Here is a 26,034-nt window from a genome sequence, read left to right as displayed (position 1 = left end):
AGAGTCCTAGTGTGATGATCTAAAGTGATGAGCAAACAAACCGCTAAGTTGTGGAATGAAGTGAGCAGGAATATCATGCCCCATTCCTTGAATTAATTCAAATTTAGCACCAGAAATCGCCTTTGCAACAGCTTTCCCGTGACTTGGTGGTAATAAACGATCTTTTGAACCATGTACAACCAAAGTCGGTTGAGTAATATTTTTGTTCAATGGTAACAAAGAACCTGTACATAATATTGCTAAAAACTGTTGAAGTACACCCGCTGGGTAAAAACTACGGCGATATAGTTTACGAATGGTTTGAATTGCTTCAACTTGATTCACATAACCTGGTGATCCAATAATATGAAATACTTTCAAACTATGATTCACAATCGCATCTTCGTCATGTGCTTCAGGTTTACCTAATAAACTGAAAAGTTGTTTTGGAAACGGTGGTGGTAGGAAGGGTTGATTATTACTAGTAAATAATAATCCTACTTTCTCAACTTTTTCTGGATATTTCGCTGCCACGATTTGAGAGATCATGCCACCCATTGAAGCGCCTATGAGATATGTTTTTTCAAGCCCCAATTGGTCGATTAACATCGAAACATCGTCAGCCATATCATATAAAGTATAGGGTGCACCTTCGTTACCAAGCCCGACGATGAAGCGACTCATGAGTTTCATAGTATTGAGGCGTTTTCGTTTTTCACGAATTTTTGAAGATAAACCAATATCACGATTATCGAAACGGATAACGCGAAAGCCTTGATCAATCAATGATTTACAAAAGAAGTCAGGCCAAAACAGCATTTGAGCACCTAAACCCATAATCAATAGAATTGTTGGGTGTTCTGGATTGCCGCCCATTTCAACATGCAGTTCAATACCATTACCTAAAGTGACTTTGGTTTCTTGCATAAATGGAGCATAAGGTGACACATTAAATTGTAAAGCACTGTTCATGGCATTCATTCCGAATTGAATTCTTTTTATAGAATTAGAGTCTGCTAGAAATTCCTTTCTCTACAGACTCTAATTTAAACCTTAAACTTGTGCTGGAATCAAGTCTGGAACAAGTTTGGTTAAAGTTAAACGTTGTTTGCTTGCGGTCGCACCTAAAAGCACAAAACCTCTTAATGTGCCTTCATCATCTGCTGCTCTAGCAAGCATACCATCTTCAAACTCTTCAGTTTCCCAACTCACATCCACACCAATTGGTGCTGGTAATACAGTTAATGGTGCAGCGGGTGTTTTTACCGCAACTGGCATTGCAGGGTAGTGTACAGCAGTACTTTGACCGCTCAGTGTTTTTGCTAATGCACGTGCTTGTTGCATGATTGGCATGACATATGGCAGTAATGTTCCATTCACTTCTGCACAGTCTCCAACAGCGTAAATATCTGCTTGATTAGTCTCAAGTAAGGTATTGGTAATAATACCGCGACTTGTTTGGATGTCTGCAGCTTTTGCTAAAGATATATTTGGCTGTAAACCAATCGCTGAAAGAACGATATCTGCGATTAAAGTCTGACCTGTTGCCAAAGTCACTTCGTAATCTTCACCATCATTGATTTTTGTTACTTTTTCAACAGTGGTCGACAATGCGAATTTAATACCCGCTTGTTCTAAGTTTGTTTTAAATGCTTCAGCAACGTGATTTGGTAGCAAGCGACCAAGTGGTTGTGGTGCAAGATCAATCACAGTGACATCGTAATTGCTATGTAATAAATCATTGGCAAATTCACAACCAATTAACCCAGCACCTAGAATCACAACGCGTTTATCTTTACGCTTTGCTAAATTTTCACGGAATGTACGGTAGTCGATCAAGGAGTTCACGACATGAATATCATCACTACCATCACCAGCAATTGCTAAACGAATTGGATTTGCACCCACTGCAAGGACCAGTTTTGAATAGGGTTGAGTGAAAATTTCACCATTTTTTTCTAAAGCGATTTCATGTTGTTCAGCATTAATTTCTTTCACCAAGGTTTCAGCTTCAATACGCATATTCAGTTGCGTTGCCATTTTAGCTGCATCACCTAGAGCAATTTGTTCAGGTGCTTTATTCCCTGCAAAGGCATTAGATAATGTTGGTTTTGCATAATTTACCGCATCATCTGCGCAGATCATAACGAGTTCTTGTTCTGGGCTTAGTTTGCGAAACTCACGTGCAACAGTATAGCCTGCCATGCCCGATCCGATGATGACGATAGGATGCATTATATTCTCCAGTATTTCTTTCAATAAAAACAAACGATAGGAAAAAAAAGACCATGATCATGATCACGGTCTTTTAGATCTATTTAGATTTCAATCATTTCAAAATCAGCTTTTGAAACGCCGCAATCTGGGCAAGTCCAATCATCAGGGATATCTTCCCATTTGGTACCTGCTGCAATGCCGTCTTGTGGCCAACCATCTGCTTCGTCGTAAATCCACCCACAAACGATACATTGATATTTTTTCATGTGACTCTCCAAACTGATAGGTATGCTCAAATTGCCTTTCAGTAAAACTATTCCATAATGTCGCTACGATCGCTGCAATACAACAAACTTTTGTTGATCAGGAGTTAGATTTTTACGCAGAACGCCATTTAAGTAAAGTAAATGCAAGAGTTTAATCATTTATGTAAAAAGTGGAATGGCAATTTGTTCTGAAAGTCTTGTTATTTGAGCAATTACTCTAATTTTTGTAGATATGTATATGCTTATAGCATTTTAAAAACAGTAAAAGTATAAATACAGAGTGGGTGAAAAATAACCATTTAAAATTAAAAGATCAAAAATAACACCAAAATTATGGAGAAAACAAAAATGCAGACCTTATCTTATGAAATTGAAATTCATGCTTCTAAACAAAAAGTTTGGGAGATTTTATGGCAAAAAGAAACTTATCAAGCGTGGACGCAATTTTTTTCTTGCAACTCGACCATGCAATCAGAATGGAAAGTAGGCGGTAAAACCTATTTCTATGATGATAAGGGAAATGGCATGATTTCAACAATCGAACGTTTAGATGAACCTAATGTGATTATTTTTAAACATATCGGGATGATTCAAGATGGAGAGGAAGATACTGAAAGTGAAGATGTAAAATCTTGGGCAGGTGCATTAGAAAAGTACATGTTATTTGATTTGGATGACGTTACTCAACTCTATGTAGAAGTGGATATTCAACCCGAATATATTGAAATGATGAATCAAGGATTTGAAAAAGGGTTAGCTTTGGTTAAACAACTCGCCGAGCAATAAAATCACTTTTGCCGTACATTTATTGCAAGATCGGCGTACTATTTTTGCTTGGAAATGGATAAATCTTTGCTTTTTTCGCCTTTGTGGTACTGAAATGATGCGAAAATGGGCTGTGATCTGCTATCCTATGCCACTTCAATTTTACTTAGATCGAGGCAGAGATGACGCAGCAAAACGCTCAATCGACTTCTGAACAAACACTTTCCGAAAACGATTTAATCGCACAGCGTCATGCCAAATTAAAGCAAATCCAAGAGACTGCCAAACAAACAGGTAAGAGTCCTTGGCCGAATACGTTTAAACGTGAGCACTATACGGGTGACTTACAAGAACAATTTAAAGATCAAGATAAAGCACAAATCGAAGGTGCTGAAAAAGTTTATGTAAAAGTCGCGGGTCGTGTCATGTTGAACCGTGGGTCATTTATTGTGATCCAAGATATGACAGGTCGTATCCAACTGTATGTGGATCGTAAAGGTTTAGCAGCAGACGTTTTAGAAACGATTAAAAGCTTAGACCTTGGCGATATTATTGCTGCTGAAGGTTATATCGGACGTTCTGGCAAAGGTGACCTATATGTACACCTTGAAGGTTTTGAATTATTAACCAAATCACTTCGTCCGCTTCCAGATAAATTCCACGGTTTAACGGATACTGAAGCGAAATATCGCAAGCGTTATTTAGATTTGATCGTCAACGAAGAAACACGTAAAACCTTTGAAATTCGTGCCAAAGTGGTTGCAGGTATTCGTGCATTCTTGACCAATGAACGTTTCATGGAAGTTGAAACGCCAATGATGCATATCATTCCGGGTGGTGCATCGGCTAGACCATTTGTAACGCATCATAATGCTTTAGATATGGAACTCTATTTGCGTATCGCGCCAGAGCTCTATTTAAAGCGCCTTGTAGTAGGTGGTTTTGAGCGTGTGTTTGAAATTAACCGTAATTTCCGTAATGAAGGGGTGTCAACACGTCATAACCCTGAATTTACTATGATCGAGTTTTATCAAGCTTATGCTGATTATAAAGACTTGATGGCATTGACTGAAAACATGCTCGAGAAATTGGCGATCGACATTTTAGGTTCTACCGATTTGCCTTATGGTGATGAAGTGTATAGCTTCAAAGGGCCATTCAAGAAAATTTCAATGTTTGATGCTATTCTTGAACATAATCCTGACTTCACACCTGAAAATGTGAATGATCGTGAGTTCTTAGCTAAATTTACTCAAGAAGTGTTGAAAGAAAAAGTGAAGCCAGGTTTCGGTTTAGGTAAGTTGCAGACGATTGTCTTCGAAGAAACGGTAGAAACGAAACTACGTCAGCCGACATTCATTACAGAATACCCTGCTGAAACTTCACCACTTGCGCGCCGTAATGATGATAATCCTCATATTACAGATCGTTTTGAGTTCTTTATTGGCGGTCGTGAATTAGCCAATGGTTTCTCTGAGTTAAATGACCCGATTGATCAAGCGGAACGTTTCCAAGCACAGGTTGAGGAAAAAGACGCAGGTGATGATGAAGCGATGCATTATGATGCAGACTTTATTGAAGCATTAGAATATGGTTTACCGCCTACAGCAGGTCAAGGGATTGGTATTGATCGTTTAGTCATGCTATTTGCCAACGCACCAAGTATTCGTGATGTATTATTGTTCCCACACATGCGTCGTAAAGATTAATTTCTGATACGCATTCATAAAAAGCCACTTTCAAAAAGTGGCTTTTATTTTCTTGGTTAATAAGTGTAATTGTTTGGATTGATGATTGAAAAACGTGCATAAAAAAACGATGATGTGCTAATGAATAAATTTGAGAACAGTTAGGGTATGTTTGTAAAAAAAACACTTTATATCGCATTATTTTCGGCTATTTCAGCTACTACTTTTGCACAAGGACTTGTATTGAATGATGCAAACTTACGCACTGACTTAAATTGGTTAAATCAGCAAGGCGTTATACAAATCAGTACTTCAACTTGGCCGTTGAGTAGTGACGAAATTCAACATGCTTTATCTCAAGCAAAGGTCAGTAATAATACACAGCAAAAAGTGATCAATTCTGTACTAAATGCACTCCAGACTGATAATGAAACAGTAAAACTTGGTTTGCATGCAGACACAGATATTAAAACAATTCCTCAAACATTTGCTGATAATCAAAAATCACAATATCAGGTGTCGGTCGAATTTAATGCAGGCGCTGAGAATTGGGATGCCAAGCTACGGATCAATGCTGAGAAAGATCCTTTAATTGATAATGGTCATGATGCCAATGTTGAAGGCTCTTATATTGCAGGTAAATTGTGGAATCAATGGGTCGTTGCTGGTCAAATCCCTACTTATTGGGGGCCTGGACATGATGGAAGTTTGATCCGTGGTGATGCTAGTCGTCCTGTTTATGGGGTGACTGTTCAAAGAGCAAATCAAAATGCATTTGAATCAAAATGGTTATCATGGATTGGACCTTGGCAGTATCAAGCTTTTGCGGGTCAATTAGATGACTACAAAGCAGTCCCTGATGCGAAACTCATTGGTTTGCGTTTAACAGCTCATCCATTTCCAGCATTAGAAATCGGAGCTTCCCGTGCTATTCAATGGGGCGGTGATGGTCGATCTGAGAGTTTAAGCTCACTGTGGGATGCCTTTACAGGAACAAAAGATAATGGTGGGACGGGCAAAGCCGATCCATCTAATCAAATTGCAGGATTTGATGGTCGGCTATTTTTACAACCTTTATTGAACGTTCCAGTCAGTTTGTATGGTCAGTTTGTTGGAGAGGATGAAGCTGGCGGATTACCTGCAAAATATATGTACCTCGGTGGTGCAGATTTTTCTTCAATTTATAAAGATATGCCATATCAATTATATGCAGAATGGGCTGACACGCGTACCAATGGCGAGGTAAGACGTATTTCTTATGCCCATACTATTTATAAAGACGGCTATTACCAGCACGGTTTCCCATTAGGACATGCAATTGGTGGTGATGGGCAGACATATTCTATTGGTGGCGATATTCGTTTTGATGTGATGAATCGTCTAAGTGGACGTGTACTTTATGCCAAAGTGAATGAATCTAACTTGTTAATTAATGAGGCATTTCCAAAACAAGATACCTTAAAAGGTTTAGATTTAACATGGACACATTATTTAAAGCCAACGATTCCATTGAAAATTAATGGTTGGGTGAGTGACTCGGATCTCAATGGTCGTGATGGTGGTCTTTCAGTCGGTGTAGAAATTCCATTAGAAAAGAATATGTTCCGTTTCTAACAAGTTTGAGTAAAAAAGAAGCCGACAATGGCTTCTTTTTTTGACCGTATTTTAGGTGTTTTAAAGTCGTGATCTTCTGTTTTGTTGCTATTCATATCACAATTTTGCATATTGATATGAAAAAACAAGCTAAAGAAGCCGTTCTAAATTATTATAATGGATAAACTTTACTAGATTGCTCATTTGTCCACTAGTAAGAATATCGATATCACGAAAAATTGGAGTTGTTATGATACTCGTTCCTCCACACGGTCTTCCAAGTGGTGGTTTAATACCACTTATAGATTTTATGGGTCACATTGATAAGTGGGGATATGTACATGACTGAAAATAGATTAACGCACCTCAAGCAACTTGAGGCAGAAAGTATTCATATTATTCGTGAAGTTGCAGCTGAATTTGAAAATCCAGTGATGCTTTATTCAATTGGTAAAGATTCAGCAGTCATGTTACATCTTGCCTTGAAAGCATTTTATCCTGCTAAACTTCCTTTTCCACTCCTGCATGTAGATACAGGTTGGAAGTTTAAAGACATGATCACGTTCCGTGACAACATGGCAAAAACTCATGGCTTTGATTTGATCGTACAACAGAACAAAGAAGGTCGTGATGCAGGGATTAACCCATTTGATCATGGTAGTTCAAAATATACCGATATCATGAAAACTCAGGGTTTAAAACAAGCATTAGATAAATATCAGTTTGATGCTGCGTTTGGTGGTGCGCGCCGTGATGAGGAAAAATCCCGTGCGAAAGAACGTGTTTATTCATTCCGTGATACGAAGCATCGTTGGGATCCAAAAAACCAACGTCCAGAACTTTGGAATCTTTACAATGGTAAAGTGAACAAAGGTGAAAGCATTCGTGTTTTCCCTCTATCTAACTGGACTGAGTTAGATATTTGGCAGTATATCTATTTAGAAAATATTCAACTTGTTCCTCTTTACTTTTCAGCTGTACGTCCAGTTGTAGAGCGTAGCGGTACGTTAATCATGGTCGATGATGAGCGTATGCGTTTAAAGGAGGGTGAAGTTCCTCAAATGAAATCGGTACGTTTCCGTACACTTGGTTGTTACCCATTAACTGGTGCAGTTGAGTCTGAGGCGGATACATTGCCTGAAATTATCCAAGAAATGCTTTTGGCTACCAGTTCAGAGCGTCAAGGTCGTATGATTGACCATGATGAAGCTGGCTCAATGGAAAAGAAAAAGCAGGAAGGTTATTTCTAATTTTCTTAAGCAAGTCCCTCTTTTAAAAGAGGGATTTAGGGAAATTACAAAATTCGATTTCAAATTTTGTGGAGTTTTGAGCAATGTCTCATCAATCAGATCTTATTAGCCAAGATATTTTGGCATATTTAAAACAGCACGAAAATAAAGACCTTTTGCGCTTCTTGACTTGCGGTAACGTCGATGATGGTAAGTCAACGCTAATTGGTCGTTTACTTTATGATTCAAAGTTGATCTATGAAGATCAATTACAAGCGGTAACACGTGACAGTAAAAAAGTAGGAACGACTGGTGATGCGCCTGATCTTGCTTTACTTGTTGATGGTTTACAAGCTGAACGTGAACAGGGGATTACGATTGATGTAGCTTATCGTTATTTCTCAACTGAAAAACGTAAGTTCATCATTGCAGATACACCAGGACACGAACAATATACCCGTAACATGGCAACAGGTGCATCAACGGCTGATCTTGCCATCATTTTGATTGATGCGCGTTATGGCGTACAAACGCAAACTCGTCGTCATACTTTTATTGCAAGCTTACTCGGTATCAAGAATATCGTTGTTGCGATTAATAAAATGGACTTGGTTGAGTTTTCTGAAGCACGTTTTAATGAAATTCAAGTTGAATATGATGCATTCTTAAGTCAGCTTGGTGAACGTCGTCCAGAAAATATTTTATTCGTTCCGATTTCGGCATTGAATGGCGATAACGTCGTTAATCCATCTGCAAGTACGCCGTGGTACAAGGGTCAAACCTTGATGAGCATTCTTGAATCGGTGGAAATTAAACGCGAATCAAATAAAAATGAATTCCGTTTCCCTGTTCAGTATGTAAATCGTCCAAACCTTGATTTCCGTGGTTTTGCGGGTACGATTGCGCTTGGTGAAATCAACGTTGGTGATGAAATCGTTGCCTTACCTTCAGGTAAAAAATCAACGGTTAAAGAAATTGTGACCTTTGATGGGAATCTTGAACAAGCAATTGCAGGTCAAGCGGTTACTTTAACGTTAAATGATGAAATTGATATTTCACGTGGTAATGTTTTGGTTCGTGCAGGTGAACAACCTCTTATTTCGCGTAGTGTTCGTGCATCTGTTGTATGGATGAATGAACATCCTTTAGTGAAAGGTAAATTGTATAACCTTAAAATCGGTACTCAAACTGTTCCTGCAAAAGTCAGTGCGATCAATTACCGTGTCAACGTAAATACACTTGAACATACTCAAGTTGAAGAAATTGAGTTAAATGCGATTGCAGATCTTGTGATTGAGTTTGATGCTCCAGTGGTATTTGACCAATATCAAGATAGCCGTTATACAGGTTCGTTGATCTTTATTGACCGCTTGAGCAACGTGACTGTTGGTGCGGGGATGATTGAAGCCGCAGTAGAATGGACTGCGCATAGTAATCCTGTGACAGCGGAAGATCGTGCTGCTCGCTTAGGTCAGAAACCTGCTGTGATTGGTATTTCTGCGCAGTTAATCGAGAATGCACAAGCTTTAGAAAGTTTGTTGATTCAACAAGGTGTCGTTGCGATTGCGAAAGCTGGATTGACGACTGAGCAAATTGTTTTATTGCGTGAAACAGGTGTAGTGGTTATTACAACAACTGTTGATGGTACTGATACGGATATCACTGCTGAAACAGTTGAAGAAGCAGCTGAAAAAATCGTGGAGTTAGTTCGTCTTTAATAGCTTGGACTGACTTCTAAAAGCCTGCTTATGCAGGCTTTTTTATTTTATAAATTCGAGATTTATATGTTTGAAGGTTCTTGATTCTTCGATTTAATTTAAAAATAGTGATAAATATATCGGGCTGATATTTTTTTATTCTGTTTTGAAATGTCTTTTATGAGACAATAGTTCTTTGAATTATTGTCTAAGGACTCCCATGACTGAGCAAACTCCTGAATATTTAAGCGATATCGAAATTTTAGACATTTTACAGTCTATGAAAAAAGATAAGCTTGATGCAGAAGCGAACGAAATCATCCGTAATGGGGGTAAGGCCGGGCGTCAAGAAGCGCACAAGCAAGCTTTGGTTGCACTGAATACAAGTTTTGAAGATAAATTTGTAGAATCCGTAACACTTGCATTAGGTTTAAATTCTGGACAAGCTAAAAAAATTCGTTATAAAAAAGATCGTATTCGTATTTTAAAAGTGCGAGGTATTGATTATCTTGCGATTGATGGGGCTGAAACAGCTCAAGTTCTGTCTCAAGTTGCTCAAGCAATTGTGCGTGAAGATTCAATAGTGACTCACGATCTACATAACATCTTTCCATTTTGGAAAGAAGGATGGCCAATGGTTCAGTTCGATAATGCATATAAAATCCTGTCAGAAGACATTGCAATTCATTATCAAGCTACATTAGATCAATTAATTTCACTATATGGTGGAAATTAAATTTTCTACGAAATCAAAATAAATTATTATAAATAACAAGGATGTTAAATTTATGAGTTTCAATATAGAGATGCCACGTGAGGCTCTAGATGCTTTAAGAGCAGGTCAGTTGATAGATGCAATCAAAATTACTCGTGAGAAAACAGGTCTTGGGTTGAAAGAATCTAAAGACTTGGTCGAACGATATTTAAAAGAGCATCCACAAGAGCAAGCGCTAATTCAGGAGCAGTTAGCTCAACGCAGTCGTGGCGGAATCCAAATCTTTATTTTGATTTTCATCATCTTGGTGATTTTAGTTTGGTTTTTGACCAGATAAATTAAGCCCTTAAAAGGGCTTAATTTTTATGAGTTATTCAGTTGTTGTTGACGGCGGCTCATTTTCTAAGCTGGGAATAATTTGAGTGACCAGTAATTGATCGATTTTATAATGGTCAATATCAACTACTTCAAACTTAAAACCCGCATATTCTACCGCATCAGCTGGACGTGGAATTTTGCGTAAACGATACATGATAAAACCAGCAATCGTTTCATAATTTTCATTTTCAGGAAATTCCTCAATTTCTAAAACATGTTTCACATCTTCAATTGGGGTGCTACCATCAATTAGCCATGAGTGGTTATCACGCTTAATAATTTGTTGATCTTCTTCCATTGGTGTTACCCAATCACCCATCACTGTAATCATAATGTCGCTTAAAGTAATCACTCCAACAACTAGAGCATATTCGTTAATAACGACTGCAAACTTTTCTTTGGTAGAGCGAAAACGATCAAGTACTTCGGATAAAGTTAAGGTGTCAGGAATGATTAAGACGGTGCGGATTGTAGATTCATTGAGTTGAAGTAGAGATTGATTATTTAAGATACGGACTAAAATATCTTTGGTATCGACATAACCAATGACTTGATCAATATGCTCATTACAGACTAAAAATTTTGAATAAGGATATTCAGCGAGTTTTTGGCGAATACTACTTTCATTTTCTTTAAGTGTGAAATAAACAACATTTTCACGCGTGGTCATGCTTGAAGGAACGGTTCTTTCTTCAAGTTCAAAAACATTTTCAATGAAGTGGTGCTCCTGTTTTTGCAAAACGCCAGCTTGAGCTCCTGCATCCATGACAGCAGAAATATCATCAAACGTAATATTGTCATCACGAATGGTATTTACTTTAAATAATCGGAACAACAAGTTTGCAATTGCATTGATTCCCCAAGCTAAAGGCTTACAAATTTTGATAAAAACTTGAATCGGCTCAATAACACGAATAGAAATTTTTTCTGGAGCAATCATTGCCAAACGTTTTGGCATTAGATCCGCAAACAAAATAAAAAGGGAAGTTACTAAGGTGAAGGATAAAGCAAAACCAATCGTTTCTAGCCAAGGCCCCACATAAAACTGTTTAAGCATTTCTACAAAAAATGGGCGAAAAGCTGCTTCACCTAAAATACCGCCTAAGATAGCAACAGCATTTAAACCGATTTGTGAGGCTGCAAAAAAGTCCGCAGATTGTTCCTGTAAATCTAAAACTTTTTGTGCTCGAATTTCACCAGATTCAGCCAAAATTTTTAATTTAACTTTTCGTGCGCCAGCAAGCGCAATTTCAGTGAGCGAGAGAAAACCTGCCGCAGTTATGAGCAGAATAATGATAATAATATTTTGGAAGAGACTCACACATCACCTGTGGTTCATCGTTTATTATGAATATGTTGTAACATAAAAAAAGAAGAGAGGTAATTGGGTATTACCTCAGTATAACAATTTTGCTTATGAAACAAGCATATCCGTAGAGGAAATCATATTGTTACAAAGCAATATTTTAGTATTGTGAAAATTGTGAATTATTTAAAAGAAACTCACGATTTTCTTCTTCAATCATTTGGCGTGCAACAAAGAGGATAAGTTGTCTTAACCAACGATGTGCTGGATGATGGTGTAGCAATGGACACCAAGCCATTTTAAGTTCAAATTCTGGAATGTAAAAAGGAGGGTCTTTAATAAGAAGACGAGGATTTTGTGCTTGCAAACGTGCCATACGTGTTGGTAATGTTGCAATCAGATCAACATTCTGCGCTAACAGTGCAGGCATTTGATAGTGGCGAGTAAAAACTGAAATCTTACGACGTTGACCAATTCGTTCCAAAGCTTGGTCAATCCAACCAAGTCCTGCTTGTTTATCTGGATTTACACCAAAGCCAACGCCCATACCTGTTTTAGAAACCCAAATATGTTGAGCATCTAAATAGCTTTTAAGGTTGAGATGGGTTACAGCAGGGTGCTTATCATTTAAAATACAGCTAAAACTATCGCGCCATACCAAAACTTGATGGAAGCTTTGTGGGATTTCATTGAAGCGGTTAATGGCTAGATCAACTTTGCCTTGCTCCATATCTCGATAAGAGACATCACTTGGGGTTAAGAAGTCCAGTACAACATTTGGCGCTTCAGAGCGAAGTGCTTTTACAAGACGCGGTACAAGCGTTGCTTCAGCATAATCGGAAGTCATTATACGAAAAACGCGGGTACTGGTATAAGGTCTAAATTCGGTACGTGGTTCGAGAATCATCGACAAATCTGATAATGCATCACGAATACGTGGTTGTAATTCGAGTGCACGCTCAGTTGGTGTCATTCCTTCAGAAGAACGAATGAGCAGAGGGTCGTTAAATAAATTACGTAAGCGACGTAAAATATTACTCATTGCAGGTTGAGTGACACCCAGTTGTTCTGCAGCACGTGTGACATTTTTTTCACGAAGAAGTACATCAAGATAAATTAATAAATTGAGATCAACCCGCTCCAGATTCATAAAAAAAATACCGAAAATAAAATTTTTGAATTGTGATGAATTATGACATAACTAAAGCCGTTTGTGTAACTTAAAACGAGATAAAAGGTATAGCAAATAGTTGAATGGTTTGCTCTTATTAAACTTGAATAAGCTCGTAACAGATTCATTATCATGAGGAAATGATATTCAATATATAAAACACTATAGCCATTTCTGCATTTATTCGAGTTATTCATTCATATGCTTTGGTATTGGATAGTTGTTTTAAATGTATAGAAATAATACGAGTTAGATTGTTTAATGAATAATTTATGATGAATTTTATTTTTAAAAATATTTATATATCAAAGTCTTGGTTTATTATTTTAAATATTCTATATCGTTTTATCTGTATATTTCATAAATAAATACTGAAAATTAACCAAGAATATTGGATTAATCTGTTTGCACAGACTAAGCTGTGCAACATGTTGATGAAGTGCTTAAAATCTAGACTATAAAAGCATGGTTTTTTGCGATCATTCGATGCCAATCCCTCTAAAGGAATATATCATGTCTACATATTTAACAGCGATTGATGCAATCCGCGAATTAAAAGCAAAATTCGGCGACACTTGGCGCGATATTAGCCCAGAAGATGCTGCTCGTATGCAAATGCAAAACCGTTTCAAAACTGGTTTAGATATTGCTAAATATACAGCTGCGATTATGCGTCGTGATATGGCTGCTTATGATGCTGACTCTAGCAAATATACTCAATCATTAGGTTGCTGGCACGGTTTCATCGCTCAACAAAAAATGATTGCGAACAAAAAATACTTCGGTACTACTGAACGTCGCTATATCTACCTTTCTGGTTGGATGGTTGCTGCACTTCGTTCAGAATTTGGTCCACTTCCTGACCAATCTATGCACGAAAAAACTTCTGTTCCTGCATTAATCGAAGAAATCTATACTTTCTTACGTCAAGCTGACGCGAAAGAATTAAACGATTTATTCCGCGCTCTTAAAAAAGCTCAAGAAGCTGGTGACACTGCTAAAGCTGCTGAAATCACTGCTCAAATCGATGGTTTCCAAACTCACGTTGTGCCAATTATTGCTGACATCGACGCTGGTTTCGGTAACGAAGAAGCGACTTACTTACTTGCTAAGAAAATGATCGAAGCTGGTGCTTGTGCGCTTCAAATCGAAAACCAAGTATCTGATGCGAAACAATGTGGTCACCAAGCTGGTAAAGTAACTGTTCCGCACGAAGACTTCATTGCTAAAATCCATGCATTACGTTATGCATTCTTAGAAATGGGTCTTGATGACGGTATCATCGTTGCGCGTACTGACTCTGAAGGCGCTGACTTGACTCAAAAAATCCCAGTGGTTAAAGAGCCAGGCGACATCGCTTCTCAATACATCAGCTACTTAGAAACAACTGAAATTGACATTGCTGATGCTCAAGAAGATGAAATCTTGATCAAACGTAATGGTAAATTACACCGTCCTAAGCGTTTAGCTTCTGGTTTATATCAGTTCCGTGCTGACACTCAAATTGACCGTGTTGTACTTGACTGTGTATCTAGCCTTCAAAATGGTGCTGACCTTCTTTGGATCGAAACTGCGACTCCAAACGTTGAAGAAATCGCTCACATGGTTAACCGTGTACGTGAAACAGTTCCAAATGCTAAGCTTGTTTATAACAACAGCCCATCATTCAACTGGACGTTAAACTTCCGTCAACAAGCTTACGACCGTTGGGTTGCTGAAGGTAAAGACGTTTCTGCTTACGACCGTGCTAAATTAATGAGCGCTGAGTACGATGCAACTGAATTAGCTGCTGATGCTGATGAGAAAGTACGTACATTCCAAGCTGATGCTTCTCGTGAAGCGGGTGTGTTCCATCACTTGATCACACTTCCTACTTACCACACTGCTGCTCTTTCTACTCATGAGCTTGCACAAGGTTACTTCGGTTCTGAAGGTATGTTGGCTTATGTTGCTGGCGTACAACGTAAAGAAATCCGTGGCGGTATTGCTTGTGTTAAACACCAAGCAATGGCTGGTTCTGACATCGGTGATGATCACAAAGAGATCTTCTCTGGTGACAACGCTCTTAAAGCGCACGATGATGCTAAAAACACAATGAACCAATTCGCTGCTCACTAAGCCTCGAATGATTCAAAAAAACCCTGCGTAAGCAGGGTTTTTTATTTTAATCATAAAAATGCCCGCAACAGCGAGCATTTAAAATTTAAAAAAATTATTCAGCTTCTTTTTTGAGTTGATATTTATCAGCCAAATCACCAGTAATTTCTTTACCATCCATATCTAATGCTTTTAAATAACCCTCAGCAACAAAATATTTACGGCTATCACCAGCTTTATCTAATTCAATAATAGATGAATTTTTGCTATCGAATTGGAAACTACCCTTGCTTTCAAATGGTTTGCCATCACCCTTACCAAGATACGTTTCTTTAATCTCATAAGTTTTATCTGAATTAAGTTCTAATTCGGTTTTAATACCTTCACAATCTGCACAAGGCAGTATGCCTTTATATGTGCCATTCCAATCTAATGCATTTTCAGCAGTATGTGCAGTATCAGCTACAGTTGCTTCTGATACAGCTTCAGTTGTAGCTGGTGTTTGCTCTTCAACTTTTTTATTTTCAGTTTTACTACAAGCGACTAATACAAGAGAAGCTAAAGAAATTGCAATAATTGACTTTTTCATTTGGTATTAAACTCTTTTTTGAAAATATTGTTATTTAAACTATGGGATTTTAAGGAGAAAGGGTAGTGACAGTATGTAAGAGTTATTTAACCTTTGGTAAATCTATAAATGGCAGAATTTAAATTTATTATTTAACCTACTTATTGCAAAGTATTAAAATTTTAGAAAATAGTAAATTTTAAACATAAAAAAGCCTTTATCATTAGATAAAGGCTTTTTAAATTTTGGAGCGGGAAACGAGACTCGAACTCGCGACCCCAACCTTGGCAAGGTTATGCTCTACCAACTGAGCTATTCCCGCAATAGGAAGCATTATAGAGAGTTTCATTCAACTGTCAACTCTCGATGTTACTGAGTGTTGAATTAATCAGCACGTCGCCAAATTGTGCCTTGGCGAGTATCTTCTAAAACGACACCTTGATCGAGTAAAGACTGACGAATGCTATCGGCTTTTGCAAAATCTTTAGCCTTTTTCGCATTAACACGTTGTTGAATAAAATCTTCAATTTCTGTATCAGAGAGATTAAGTGCTTCTTGACCAATATCAGACTTTAAAAAATCTTCAACATCATGTTGCACTAGACCAAGAATTTTAGTCAGATAACGTAGCGTTGAATAAAGAATAGTTGCTTGTTCAGCCTGTTCTTCTTTAACCGCACGATTTAATTCTTTATTGATTTCAAATAGTACTGCGATTGCTTCTGCAGTATTAAAATCATCACGCATTGCACTATTGAAACGTTCAACAAGATCTTGCGCTAAAGTTTCAACTGTTTTTTGACCATAAACTTGCTGATAAGCTTTAAATGAATGATAAAAACGAGTTAGTGTGGTCTTTGCTTCTTTTAATGCAACATCAGAGAAATTGACAGGGCTACGATAATGTGATGAGACAATAAAGTAACGAATCACTTCGGGATGGAATTTTTCCATGACATCGCGAATGGTAAAGAAGTTGCCTAAAGATTTAGACATTTTCTCGCCATCAACATTGATGAAACCAACATGCATCCAATAATTTACATATTGTTCACCTGTTGATGCTTCACTTTGTGCAATTTCATTTTCATGGTGGGGGAACATTAGATCTGAACCACCACCATGAATGTCGAAATGATTGCCAAGGCAGCAAGTTGACATTGCAGAGCATTCAATATGCCAACCTGGGCGACCATTGCCCCATGGTGAAGCCCATGCAGGTTCATTTTCTTTGGCATGTTTCCAAAGAACAAAGTCAAAGGGGTGTTTCTTGTCTACTTCGACATCAACACGCTCTGAAGCGCCAGCCTGCATATCATCCAATTTACGACCTGATAAGCGACCATATTTATCAAATTTGGTCACTTCAAAATAAACATCGCCATTGGCAGCGGGGTAGGCAGCGCCTTTATCAACCAGTGTATTGATCATGTTTTGCATCTGATCAATATATTCAGTTGCTTTAGGCGCTTCATCAGGTTCAGCACAGCCTAAGTTAGCCGCATCTTGATTCATTGCATCAATAAAACGTGCTGTGAGTTGTTGGATGCTTTCACCATTTTCATTGGCACGCGCAATAATTTTGTCATCAATATCCGTGATGTTACGAATATAGCGAACTTTCCAGCCTTGGCTGCGTAAGAAGCGTATGATGTAATCAAATGCAACCATAACTCGAGCGTGTCCGATATGACAGTAATCGTAAACGGTCATACCACAGACATACATATCGATTTGACCTTCTTGACGTGGGACAAATTCAACTTTTTTACGTTGCTCAGAATTATATAGAACAAAAGGTTGCATAAGGGTTTTCAAACACTCTACAAAAATCGTGATTCATCATAACGTATGCATTGTATTTCATAAAGTTATCAGGTGAAAAAAATGGAGGAGTGATTGCCTTTATAAATGCCTATTTTTTAGCAATATGGCATATTATAATTTTTTACTCTTGAGTTTATGATGCATAGCAATCTCAGATGTCTCATTCTTGCTTATCAAAGTGCAGTATGTGAGGTTCTAGCTCTTATGCAAGAATCTGGTATAAAGCAACCTATTACAAATATTGAATGGGCATGTATGGATATCCCTCAACTTGGTAAATTGATAGGAGGTATTCCATATTTTAAACATGGTTTTGGCTGTAAGGTTAAATTACCTAGAGGTGCCGTAGATTTTGATTTTGGAGAGCAGGGGCAGATCAATGGTTTTGATTTATGGAGATTGCTTGATTTTGCTGATTCAAGATTATTTGAATATGGATTTTCTAGCGAAGCTGCTTTAAAGCAATGTTTTGAAGATGAAGTGAAAGCAGGTCGTTTAGTCTATTCAGGGTATATGCTTTATTACTTAGTAGATTCTAGCAATTAACATAAGTTCAATCTCTCTTCATTTTCGATGAAAACTACTACATTTAGAAACGTGCATATTTTTCAATTATGCTAGAATCAGCATCATTCTTTTGATTAAAATCATCTACCTTCAGGTGGATAGCGTATTATTCTGGGTCAAACTCATATGTCACAAGCCATAAATTTTCAAAAAAGCGCATTAGAGACCCTACGAATCGAGCAACAAGCCTTAGAGGTTCTTGCGACACAAATTAATGAAAGTTTTAATCTTGCCTGCCAAATTTTGTTGCAGTGTAAAGGGCGAGTTGTTGTGACGGGTATGGGCAAATCTGGTCATATCGGTCGGAAGATGGCAGCTACCTTTGCATCAACTGGGACACCATCATTTTTTATGCACCCAGGTGAAGCGGGGCATGGTGATTTGGGTATGTTGGTGCGTGGTGATGTATTAATCGCGATTTCAAATTCAGGCAAAAGTGATGAAATCATGATGCTCATGCCCTTAATCAAGTATCTAGGCGTACCATTAATTACCATCAGTCGTGATGATAAAGGACCAATGCCACAGAATGCGGATGTTGCATTGACATTAGGTGAGGCGGATGAGGCTTGTCCTCTCGGTTTAGCACCAACGTCTAGTACGACTGCAACACTTGTTTTAGGTGATGCATTAGCCGTCGCATTGTTGGAAGCACGTGGTTTTACTGCCGATGATTTTGCTCGTTCCCATCCTGCGGGAGCATTAGGTAAACGCTTACTTCTTCATGTAAAACATTTGATGCATACAGGTGTTGAACTACCCAAAGTTAAACCCAATACACCGATGAATAAGGTGTTATATGAAATCTCAGATAAACGTTTGGGTCTTACCACGGTTGTTGATGAGAACGATATTTTATTAGGTATTTTTACTGATGGTGATTTACGTCGAATGATTGATCATCAACAAGGTTTTGATGTAAATCTCCCAGTTGCTGAAGTTATGACCAAAAATCCACTCACTATTTCTCAAGAAGCCCGTGCGGTGGAAGCATTGGAAAAAATGCATGAGAGAAAGATTAATCAATTTGTAGTTGTTGATCATACCAATAAAGTGATTGGTGTGATTAGTATGCATGACCTTATTCAGGCAGGAGTAAATTAAGCCATGGCATCTTATGCTTTACAAGAACAAGCACGTCATTTACAAGCATTAGTGCTTGATGTGGATGGAATCTTAAGCGATGGCTTTGTAACCTTAACAAATTCAGGTGATGAACTTAAATCATTTGATATTCGTGATGGTTTAGGTATGAAATTGGTTCAACAAGCAGGAATGAAAGTGATTATTATCACTGGACGTAAGAGCAATATTGTTGAAAAAAGAATGACAGATTTAGGCGTTGATCTTATTTTTCAAGGGCGAGAAGATAAAGGTGTGGCATTACGTGAAGCATGTGCTCAGTTAAATATTTTACCTGAAGATTGTTTATATATGGGCGATGACTGGCCTGATTTATCTGCATTTGCGATTGCTGGCATGAGTATTACTGTTCCCAATGGCCATGAAGAAGTTCGTCGTCGTGCAAATTTAGTCACTCAAGCGATGGGTGGACGTGGCGCAGTTCGAGAAGTATGCGATATGCTCTTATTTTCAAAAGGCGTTTACCAAGAGCTACTTGCAAAATATTTAGCTGTACCACATTAATAGTAGCGTGAATTACCCAAAGGTCAGGTAACTCTGTTTATGGATACCAAGGTTTTATATGTTGTCGCTGTTTTGATTGCTGCTTTAAGTGGTGGCTATTATTATTACAGCGGCAAAGCAAAAAAGTTGGATGTTGATTCAGCGAAAAATATGACTTATTCAGCGCAGGGTGTTCACTTAACACAGACTGATGAGCAGGGTAATTTATACATTCGGGCTGAGGTGAAACAGTTGCAGCAAAATATGCAGCAGAAAACATCCCAACTTGATCAATTAAATGCCGTGATGTACAAGCAGGGTAAGGCTGATGCAACGTTTTATGCAAAACAAGCACAAGGCTATGACGATAATACAAAGATCATATTAGAAGGCAATGTCGTTGCAACTAAATTCTCTGATCAGGGGAAAATGGAGTTTCATACTAATGAACTCACAGGATATCCAAAAACCAGAGAATTAGAGACACAACACTCAGTCACTGTACAAACGCCAAGTTCTGAGTTTGTTAGTCAAGGTTTAAAGGCAAATTTGAATAATGGTCAATATGAATTCTATAAAATTCGAGGAAAGTATGCGCCAAGCTCTTAATTCTAAATTTCGTTTCACTTTCCTAAAACAAGTCACTTGTATTGCCGCTGTAGTATTTTCTTCGGCTTCAAGTTTTGCTTTGCCATCAGACCGTAGCCAACAGTTATCATTGGTTGCTGATCGTGCAACCTATAATGATAAAACGGGTGTAACAACCTATACGGGTAATGTAGTGATCGAGCAAGGCACGATGAAGCTTCAGGCTGATTCTATTATTGCGACATTGAATAGCAAAAAAGAAATACAAACGATTACAGCTAAAGGTCAGTTGGCAAAATTTCAGCAGCAAATAGATGCTAAAAAAGGTTTAGCGCGTGGTGAAGCGCAGACCATTGTTTATAATGCCGATACAGGAATTATTACTTTGACTGGTAAGGCATATCTGTATCAAGATGGTTCTAGTATTCGTGGTAATAGTTTGAAATATAGTATGAACAAAGGTGATGTAGAGGCACAAGGTTCTTCATCAAATCGAGTTCAAATTATTATTCCGCCATCAAGTTCTAAGAGTTCTCCAGGGGCGCGTGATTAATGGATCAATCAGTGCAGCAATCACAAACTTTATGTATTAAACACCTAGCTAAAAACTATAGTAAACGTTGGGTGGTAAAAGATGTTTCATTTACGATGCAAAGCGGTCAAATTGTCGGTTTACTTGGACCAAATGGTGCAGGTAAAACTACAAGCTTCTATATGGTTGTTGGACTTGTTCGTATGGATAAGGGTGAAATCCATTTAGATAATTTAGATTTATCTGATCTAGCGATGCATGAGCGGGCACGTAAAGGTATTGGATACTTACCACAAGAAGCATCAATTTTTAGAAAGCTCACAATTTCTGAAAATATCATGGCAATTTTGGAAACGCGTAAAGATCTAAATAAACAGCAAAGACAGCAACGTTTAACTGAATTATTGAATGATTTTAAAATTAATCATATTAAAGACTCGTTAGGAATGAGTGTATCTGGTGGTGAACGTCGTCGTGCTGAAATTGCTCGTGCGCTGGCCGCTGACCCTAAATTTATGCTATTAGATGAACCATTTGCAGGTGTCGATCCAATTTCTGTGGGTGATATTAAAGATATTATCCAGACATTAAAGAATCGAGGAATTGGTGTTTTAATTACTGATCATAATGTACGAGAAACCTTAGCGATTTGTGAAAAAGCATATATTGTCAGTGAAGGTTCTGTGATAGCAGAAGGAACTCCGCAAGAAATTTTAGATAATGAGCAAGTACGTAAAGTATATCTAGGCGATGACTTCGTTGTTTGAATCAAATTAAATCAAAAGAGAACCATTTATGGTTCTTTTTTTTCAGTGTGAAAAGTTATAATCTCTTTTTGGTTTGCATTTATGTTTTATGCCTTTCACTATCGCAAATACAGTAACTTTTGAAGAAGACATTAAAAAAAGTCGCTTCCAAGCGATTGCTGCAATTGTTGAAAATGAGCAGCAAGTTAAAACTTTTTTAGAACAAAACAAAGATATTTCAACTACACATCAATGCTGGGCATGGAAAATTGGACACCATGTTCGGTTTAATGATGATGGTGAACCTTCTGGCACCGCAGGTCGCCCCATTCTAGCGACAATTGAAGGCAATGATCTAACCAATATCATCGTATTAGTCAATCGTTGGTATGGTGGGGTTAAGCTCGGTACAGGTGGTTTGGTCAGAGCGTATGGTGGATGTGCAGGTCAGTGTTTATTGCTCGCTGAAAAAATCGAATTGATTGAGAAAAAAAAGATTCAATTTGCCTGTCTATTTAATGAATGGGCAATTATTCAATATGAGTTGATGCAACAACAAATTGAATATCAAGAAAGTTACACTGAAACAGGTGTTCTTATTGAAGCACGAGTACAAGTACATCAAATTGAGCCTTTAAGGCATAAGCTCCAAGATGTGACACGTGGACGTGAATCGCTCAAGGTGATAGAGGAACAAGAAGATGACAACTGATCCTTTATTAAAGTATCGAGAACAACATAAGCATCGTTTGAATTATATGCCTTGGTTGTACTGGTCGCTTAAAGCGAAGCATCGAGAATGGGCCGAAGCATGGCAAGCTGAATATCAAGCTTATTTGATGGAAATGGAAACGATCGAGATTGGTAAAAATTGTTTCATTTCACCTTTAGCACATATTTTTGCTGAGCGTGGTCGCAAGATCAGCATAGGAGATAATACCTTCATTGCAGCTGATTGTACTTTACATGGACCTTTAGAAATTGGTAACGAAGTCGCAATTAATCATCATTGTATTTTAGATGGTGGACGGACAGGGATTAAATTACATGATCAAGTCAGAATCGCAGCTTATAGTCATTTATATGCATTTGATCATGGCATGGGTCTAGACCGACCACTATACCAGCAGCCTGTTACGTCCAAAGGAATTGAGATTGGGCGAGATGTTTGGTTAGGTGCTCATGTTGGTATAAAAGATGGTGTGAAAATAGGGCATCATGCTGTGGTTGGAATGAATAGTATGGTCACAAAAGATATTGAAGATTTTGCAATTGTTGCAGGTAATCCCGCTCGATTCATTCGTTATCGTACTGAATAAAATCAATTAAAAGCTCGTGAGATTTTATACATAAATTTAACCCACCATACTTTGATCTGTGATAAGTTAAAAATAAGTAGAAGACCTAAGGTATATACCTAAAGAGAGGCGAAAATGAACCGTGTAATTGCATGTATCGATTCTTCACCCTGTATTGATGCTGTTGCAGAGGCGGCGGTTTGGGTTGCAAAACAAACTCAAAGAGAATTAGTACTGTTGCAAATCTTGGATTATTATCCTGCAAGCTATCATTTAGGTGAAATTAGTGGCGTAATTGGTTTTGAAAGTAATGCGATGTTACTCAAAGAGCTAGCCGAACTAGAGCAAAAGCAAAGTGAACTCGCGCTTGATTATAGTAACAATTTACTTAAACATATTTCAGAATTCATAGAGAAACAATACGATTTAACCAGTACCAAGATTCAAGAAAAGGGCGATTTTCTTGAACAAAGTTTTAACATCTTGAAAGAAAATGATGTTGTGATTATTGGCCGTGTGGGTGAGCGAGCAGCAGAAAAGAATAAGCCCATAGGCAGCAATGTTGAAAACTTTATTCGTGGTGCAAACTGTACAGTGATTACAGTAGGTGAGCATTTTGAACCACCGAAACGCTTTATTTTCGCTTATGAGTATTCACCGACCTGTCAAAAAATGCTGCAACGTATAGCACAAAGTGATTTATTGAGAAAGTTACAATGTCATTTGCTGTATGTGGGTGATCATCCAGAAATGCTGGCAGAGCCAGAAAAATATTTAAAAGATGCGGGTTTAGATGTTATACCAATTTATCGATACGGGGATGTTGCACAAAATATTCTTGAATATCAAAGAGAACATGACATTCAACTGATTGTTTTAGGTGCTTTTAGCCATAGTAAAATTCATCAATTTTTCTTGGGGAGTATCACCACAACGATCTTCCGAAATGCCAATGTACCCTTACTCGTTGCTAAGTGATTCATTTTATTCCATATAGTTATCCGCAATTACTGTGGATAACTATATGGAAAAGCACTGTGTATAAATATAATACATTGATATTAAACAACTAATTATTTTAGATTGTTTTTTGATCTTTATTTCACAATTGCAATTGCAAAGCCATCATGTCCCTTTGAGCCAACTGTTTGTAATGCGGTGCAAGACAAAAGTTGAGGATGATCTTTTAATGCTGTGAATGTTTCACGAATGCCTTCAATACTAGGCTTCTTATTATTTTCATCTAAGATCGCACCTGCACGAATGACGTTATCAAGCACAATAATCGTTCCTGAATGAGAAAGTTGCAAGCTTAATTCAAAGTATTCACGATAACTTTGCTTATCGGCATCAATAAAAATCAAATCAAAGGGTTCACTGCCTTCATCAATGAGTTGCTTCATAATATCTGCACCACGACCTTTCTTGAGCTCGATATTGGTTGGCATATTGGCAAAATCAATATTTTCCTGAGCAATAATGACGTGAGTATCTCGACCTTCTACCGTGAGTAGATAGCCATCTTCAGGTAATGCTTTTGCAAGCCAAATAGTACTGTAGGCACCAAAAGTTCCTAGTTCCAGTACCCGTTTGCATTGGTTCATCTGAATCAACATTTGCAAAAACATGCCTTGATTAGGCGCAACAGCCAAATGATTAGAAAACCCTTGAGTATCGGTGTTGTCTAATGCATGTTGAAGTCTTGGGTCTGTGGGAATTAAATGTGAATTGATATAGTCATCAATGTCGGTCCACATCTGTTGCATAATCAAGTTTACCTATGAATCTGTTAGCTGCATTTTAAACATTTATGCTTAGAGTGCAATTTGATTACTGAATTAATCAGTACCATTGAAATAAAAAAGAGACCGTTTAGATCTCTTCTTGATTTAAATTATTGTTTATTAGAAGTTACACATTGAACTATTGCGGGTGAGGTCTGGCCCCCAAGTTCGATAACCTTGCGTATCTATATGAATTTGACCAGAACTGTACAAGCCGATTCCAAGATTTAAACTCTGCCCATGCTGCATCCAAAATTGGCATAGTTTAAATTTAGTCTGTTCAATATATGCATAGTCTTGCGGTTGCGGAACTTCAGGTCCGATACGGAAGTCGATTGCTGAATTGAACAAGTGCTTAGAAGAACCCGCACCACCTGCACATTGATTTAAAGGTAGATCGCGGTAAACAGAAGTTACTTCGAAATCAGTTAAAATCTTAGCAGCGATTAAATATTTAAAGACCCGTAAGGTTGAAAGTGAATTATTCCATAGCTCACGATTTGGCACCATATATTCTGAGCGACCACATTTTTGCCAATCTCTAGCGGTACGTAATAATTCAAAACTTGGAATAATATGTGCAACATTATTACGATTTAAGAACTGCTCGTATTCGCGGACGCGCGCGTAATTTTCACCTTGATTGAGCCATTGGCGATAAGAGTTCGGTTCAACTTTATTTGGAATTGGGCGAGTAAAAGTAACTTGTTCTTGAGGAATGTAAATTCTTTTACCTTGATTTTGATTCACTTTAGTGGCTGAACTGACACAACCGACCATCATCACAGGGATGATACAAAATGATAAGAGACCCTGTAATTTATTTCGCATCATAAAAAAGCAGTTCACAATCTATAAGTGATAGATGGATTATTTTAATGCAAAATAACGCACAAATAATGGTGCAATTGCAAAGAAATGTGTGATTCGAGTATAAAAAAAGACCAGTTAATACTGGTCTTTTCTATGATTATTTTTCTAAATATTGCAATTTATTTGGCTTGCCATTCCATTCTTCACGATCGGCAGGTTGTTCACCAATTTGAGTGATGTTATTACCTGCCCATTTTTCAGAGAGTTCAGCATTCAGCTCAATAAACGCTTCTTGACCTTCAGGTAGCTCATCTTCAGAGAAAATCGCATTTGCTGGACATTCAGGTTCACACAATGCACAGTCAATACATTCATCTGGATTGATGACAAGGAAGTTTGGACCTTCATAGAAGCAATCTACAGGGCAAACTTCAACACAGTCTTGATATTTACATTTAATACAGTTTTCTGTGACAACAAAGGTCATGGCGGCAGCTACCTAAAAAATATGGTTTTCATTTTGCATAGCGTATTTTAGGCAAAAAATACCGATAGAAACAATTCCTTTTATTGATATTTATTAT

At 37.7% G+C, this 26,034-nt stretch carries 27 protein-coding genes and 1 tRNA gene; 17 read left to right on the top strand and 11 right to left on the bottom strand.

What is annotated here, in order from left to right; all coding sequences use genetic code 11:
• Positions 1–6 precede the first annotated feature (6 nt).
• The 3 genes from estB to rubA form a co-directional block, all read right to left on the bottom strand.
• The gene (gene estB / locus O1450_RS10360; RefSeq protein ID WP_046739706.1) at positions 7–951 is read right to left on the bottom strand and encodes an esterase EstB; all 945 of its coding nucleotides are present in this window, start codon (positions 949–951) and stop codon (positions 7–9) included.
• Between the two features lie 81 nt (positions 952–1,032).
• Entirely contained in the window at positions 1,033–2,214 is a 1,182-nt protein-coding gene (rubB, locus tag O1450_RS10355) for a rubredoxin reductase RubB (protein ID WP_269228343.1), read from the bottom strand.
• A gap of 83 nt (positions 2,215–2,297) precedes the next feature.
• Positions 2,298–2,462, bottom strand: a complete 165-nt coding sequence (rubA, locus tag O1450_RS10350) for a rubredoxin RubA (protein WP_004663059.1) — start codon at positions 2,460–2,462, stop codon at positions 2,298–2,300.
• Positions 2,463–2,810: 348 nt separating this feature from the next.
• Between rubA and O1450_RS10345 the strand changes: the two genes are divergently transcribed.
• The 7 genes from O1450_RS10345 to O1450_RS10315 all read left to right on the top strand — a co-directional run bounded on the left by O1450_RS10345 (position 2,811) and on the right by O1450_RS10315 (position 10,486).
• Entirely contained in the window at positions 2,811–3,248 is a 438-nt protein-coding gene (locus tag O1450_RS10345) for an SRPBCC family protein (protein ID WP_269228342.1), read from the top strand.
• A 161-nt stretch (positions 3,249–3,409) separates the two neighbouring features.
• Positions 3,410–4,936: a lysine--tRNA ligase gene (lysS, locus tag O1450_RS10340; RefSeq protein WP_269228341.1), complete on the top strand. Its 1,527-nt coding sequence runs from the start codon at positions 3,410–3,412 to the stop codon at positions 4,934–4,936.
• Between the two features lie 147 nt (positions 4,937–5,083).
• Positions 5,084–6,529: a capsule assembly Wzi family protein gene (locus O1450_RS10335; RefSeq protein WP_269228340.1), complete on the top strand. Its 1,446-nt coding sequence runs from the start codon at positions 5,084–5,086 to the stop codon at positions 6,527–6,529.
• A gap of 320 nt (positions 6,530–6,849) precedes the next feature.
• Complete coding sequence (gene cysD, locus O1450_RS10330; RefSeq protein WP_269228339.1) at positions 6,850–7,758, top strand: sulfate adenylyltransferase subunit CysD; 909 nt, start codon at positions 6,850–6,852, stop codon at positions 7,756–7,758.
• Positions 7,759–7,841: 83 nt separating this feature from the next.
• On the top strand, positions 7,842–9,455 hold the full coding sequence (cysN, locus tag O1450_RS10325; RefSeq protein ID WP_269228338.1) for a sulfate adenylyltransferase subunit CysN: 1,614 nt from the start codon (positions 7,842–7,844) through the stop codon (positions 9,453–9,455).
• Positions 9,456–9,654: 199 nt separating this feature from the next.
• The gene (locus O1450_RS10320; protein WP_269228337.1) at positions 9,655–10,170 is read left to right on the top strand and encodes a hypothetical protein; all 516 of its coding nucleotides are present in this window, start codon (positions 9,655–9,657) and stop codon (positions 10,168–10,170) included.
• 52 nt (positions 10,171–10,222) lie between these two features.
• Positions 10,223–10,486, top strand: coding sequence for a ribosomal protein L7/L12 (locus O1450_RS10315; RefSeq protein ID WP_269228336.1), 264 nt, complete (start codon positions 10,223–10,225; stop codon positions 10,484–10,486).
• Positions 10,487–10,519: 33 nt separating this feature from the next.
• On the opposite strand, the gene O1450_RS10310 is transcribed toward O1450_RS10315, so the two are convergent.
• Both O1450_RS10310 and O1450_RS10305 read right to left on the bottom strand, forming a co-directional pair.
• The gene (locus O1450_RS10310) at positions 10,520–11,848 is read right to left on the bottom strand and encodes a hemolysin family protein (protein WP_269228335.1); all 1,329 of its coding nucleotides are present in this window, start codon (positions 11,846–11,848) and stop codon (positions 10,520–10,522) included.
• 145 nt (positions 11,849–11,993) lie between these two features.
• Positions 11,994–12,983 (bottom strand): LysR family transcriptional regulator, encoded by a 990-nt coding sequence (locus tag O1450_RS10305; protein WP_004663040.1) that lies wholly within the window; start codon positions 12,981–12,983, stop codon positions 11,994–11,996.
• Between the two features lie 534 nt (positions 12,984–13,517).
• Here O1450_RS10305 and O1450_RS10300 point away from each other — a divergent pair.
• Positions 13,518–15,122 (top strand): isocitrate lyase, encoded by a 1,605-nt coding sequence (locus O1450_RS10300; protein ID WP_269228334.1) that lies wholly within the window; start codon positions 13,518–13,520, stop codon positions 15,120–15,122.
• A 94-nt stretch (positions 15,123–15,216) separates the two neighbouring features.
• Here O1450_RS10300 and O1450_RS10295 read toward each other — a convergent pair whose 3' ends face one another.
• The 3 genes from O1450_RS10295 to cysS all read right to left on the bottom strand — a co-directional run bounded on the left by O1450_RS10295 (position 15,217) and on the right by cysS (position 17,475).
• Positions 15,217–15,690, bottom strand: coding sequence for a copper resistance protein NlpE (locus O1450_RS10295; protein ID WP_005157556.1), 474 nt, complete (start codon positions 15,688–15,690; stop codon positions 15,217–15,219).
• 225 nt (positions 15,691–15,915) lie between these two features.
• Positions 15,916–15,991: transfer RNA gene (locus O1450_RS10290), tRNA-Gly, on the bottom strand.
• A 62-nt stretch (positions 15,992–16,053) separates the two neighbouring features.
• Complete coding sequence (gene cysS / locus O1450_RS10285; protein ID WP_269228333.1) at positions 16,054–17,475, bottom strand: cysteine--tRNA ligase; 1,422 nt, start codon at positions 17,473–17,475, stop codon at positions 16,054–16,056.
• Positions 17,476–17,700: 225 nt separating this feature from the next.
• Between cysS and O1450_RS10280 the strand changes: the two genes are divergently transcribed.
• From O1450_RS10280 to O1450_RS10240, 9 genes are all read left to right on the top strand, one after another.
• Complete coding sequence (locus tag O1450_RS10280) at positions 17,701–18,042, top strand: DUF6896 domain-containing protein (protein ID WP_269228332.1); 342 nt, start codon at positions 17,701–17,703, stop codon at positions 18,040–18,042.
• Positions 18,043–18,189: 147 nt separating this feature from the next.
• Positions 18,190–19,167, top strand: coding sequence for a KpsF/GutQ family sugar-phosphate isomerase (locus O1450_RS10275; protein ID WP_269228331.1), 978 nt, complete (start codon positions 18,190–18,192; stop codon positions 19,165–19,167).
• A gap of 3 nt (positions 19,168–19,170) precedes the next feature.
• The gene (locus tag O1450_RS10270) at positions 19,171–19,710 is read left to right on the top strand and encodes a KdsC family phosphatase (RefSeq protein ID WP_046739681.1); all 540 of its coding nucleotides are present in this window, start codon (positions 19,171–19,173) and stop codon (positions 19,708–19,710) included.
• Positions 19,711–19,749: 39 nt separating this feature from the next.
• Entirely contained in the window at positions 19,750–20,298 is a 549-nt protein-coding gene (lptC, locus tag O1450_RS10265; protein ID WP_269228330.1) for an LPS export ABC transporter periplasmic protein LptC, read from the top strand.
• Complete coding sequence (gene lptA, locus O1450_RS10260; protein ID WP_004663026.1) at positions 20,282–20,830, top strand: lipopolysaccharide transport periplasmic protein LptA; 549 nt, start codon at positions 20,282–20,284, stop codon at positions 20,828–20,830. The genes lptC and lptA overlap by 17 nt, the downstream gene beginning before the upstream one ends.
• Positions 20,830–21,576 (top strand): LPS export ABC transporter ATP-binding protein, encoded by a 747-nt coding sequence (gene lptB, locus O1450_RS10255; protein ID WP_269228329.1) that lies wholly within the window; start codon positions 20,830–20,832, stop codon positions 21,574–21,576. The genes lptA and lptB overlap by 1 nt, the downstream gene beginning before the upstream one ends.
• An 88-nt stretch (positions 21,577–21,664) precedes the next feature.
• Positions 21,665–22,267 carry an IMPACT family protein gene (locus O1450_RS10250; RefSeq protein ID WP_269228328.1) on the top strand — a complete coding sequence of 201 codons (603 nt, stop codon included), beginning with the start codon at positions 21,665–21,667 and terminating at the stop codon, positions 22,265–22,267.
• The gene (locus O1450_RS10245) at positions 22,257–22,874 is read left to right on the top strand and encodes an acyltransferase (protein ID WP_269228327.1); all 618 of its coding nucleotides are present in this window, start codon (positions 22,257–22,259) and stop codon (positions 22,872–22,874) included. Before O1450_RS10250 ends, O1450_RS10245 begins: the two co-directional genes overlap by 11 nt.
• A gap of 114 nt (positions 22,875–22,988) precedes the next feature.
• Positions 22,989–23,831, top strand: coding sequence for a universal stress protein (locus O1450_RS10240; RefSeq protein ID WP_269228326.1), 843 nt, complete (start codon positions 22,989–22,991; stop codon positions 23,829–23,831).
• A gap of 119 nt (positions 23,832–23,950) precedes the next feature.
• Here O1450_RS10240 and O1450_RS10235 read toward each other — a convergent pair whose 3' ends face one another.
• The 3 genes from O1450_RS10235 to fdxA all read right to left on the bottom strand — a co-directional run bounded on the left by O1450_RS10235 (position 23,951) and on the right by fdxA (position 25,937).
• Positions 23,951–24,619, bottom strand: coding sequence for an O-methyltransferase (locus tag O1450_RS10235; RefSeq protein ID WP_269228325.1), 669 nt, complete (start codon positions 24,617–24,619; stop codon positions 23,951–23,953).
• Positions 24,620–24,757: 138 nt separating this feature from the next.
• Entirely contained in the window at positions 24,758–25,471 is a 714-nt protein-coding gene (locus O1450_RS10230; protein WP_004663009.1) for a D-Ala-D-Ala carboxypeptidase family metallohydrolase, read from the bottom strand.
• A gap of 136 nt (positions 25,472–25,607) precedes the next feature.
• Positions 25,608–25,937, bottom strand: coding sequence for a ferredoxin FdxA (gene fdxA / locus O1450_RS10225; RefSeq protein ID WP_004663008.1), 330 nt, complete (start codon positions 25,935–25,937; stop codon positions 25,608–25,610).
• Between the last annotated feature and the right edge of the window lie 97 nt (positions 25,938–26,034).

It is taken from the genome of Acinetobacter sp. TR11, from assembly GCF_027105035.1.
In the GTDB taxonomy this organism is placed as follows: Bacteria; Pseudomonadota; Gammaproteobacteria; order Pseudomonadales; family Moraxellaceae; genus Acinetobacter.
The sequence above is the reverse complement of the archived record's forward strand: the minus strand, read 5'-3'. Positions and strand labels throughout refer to the sequence as shown.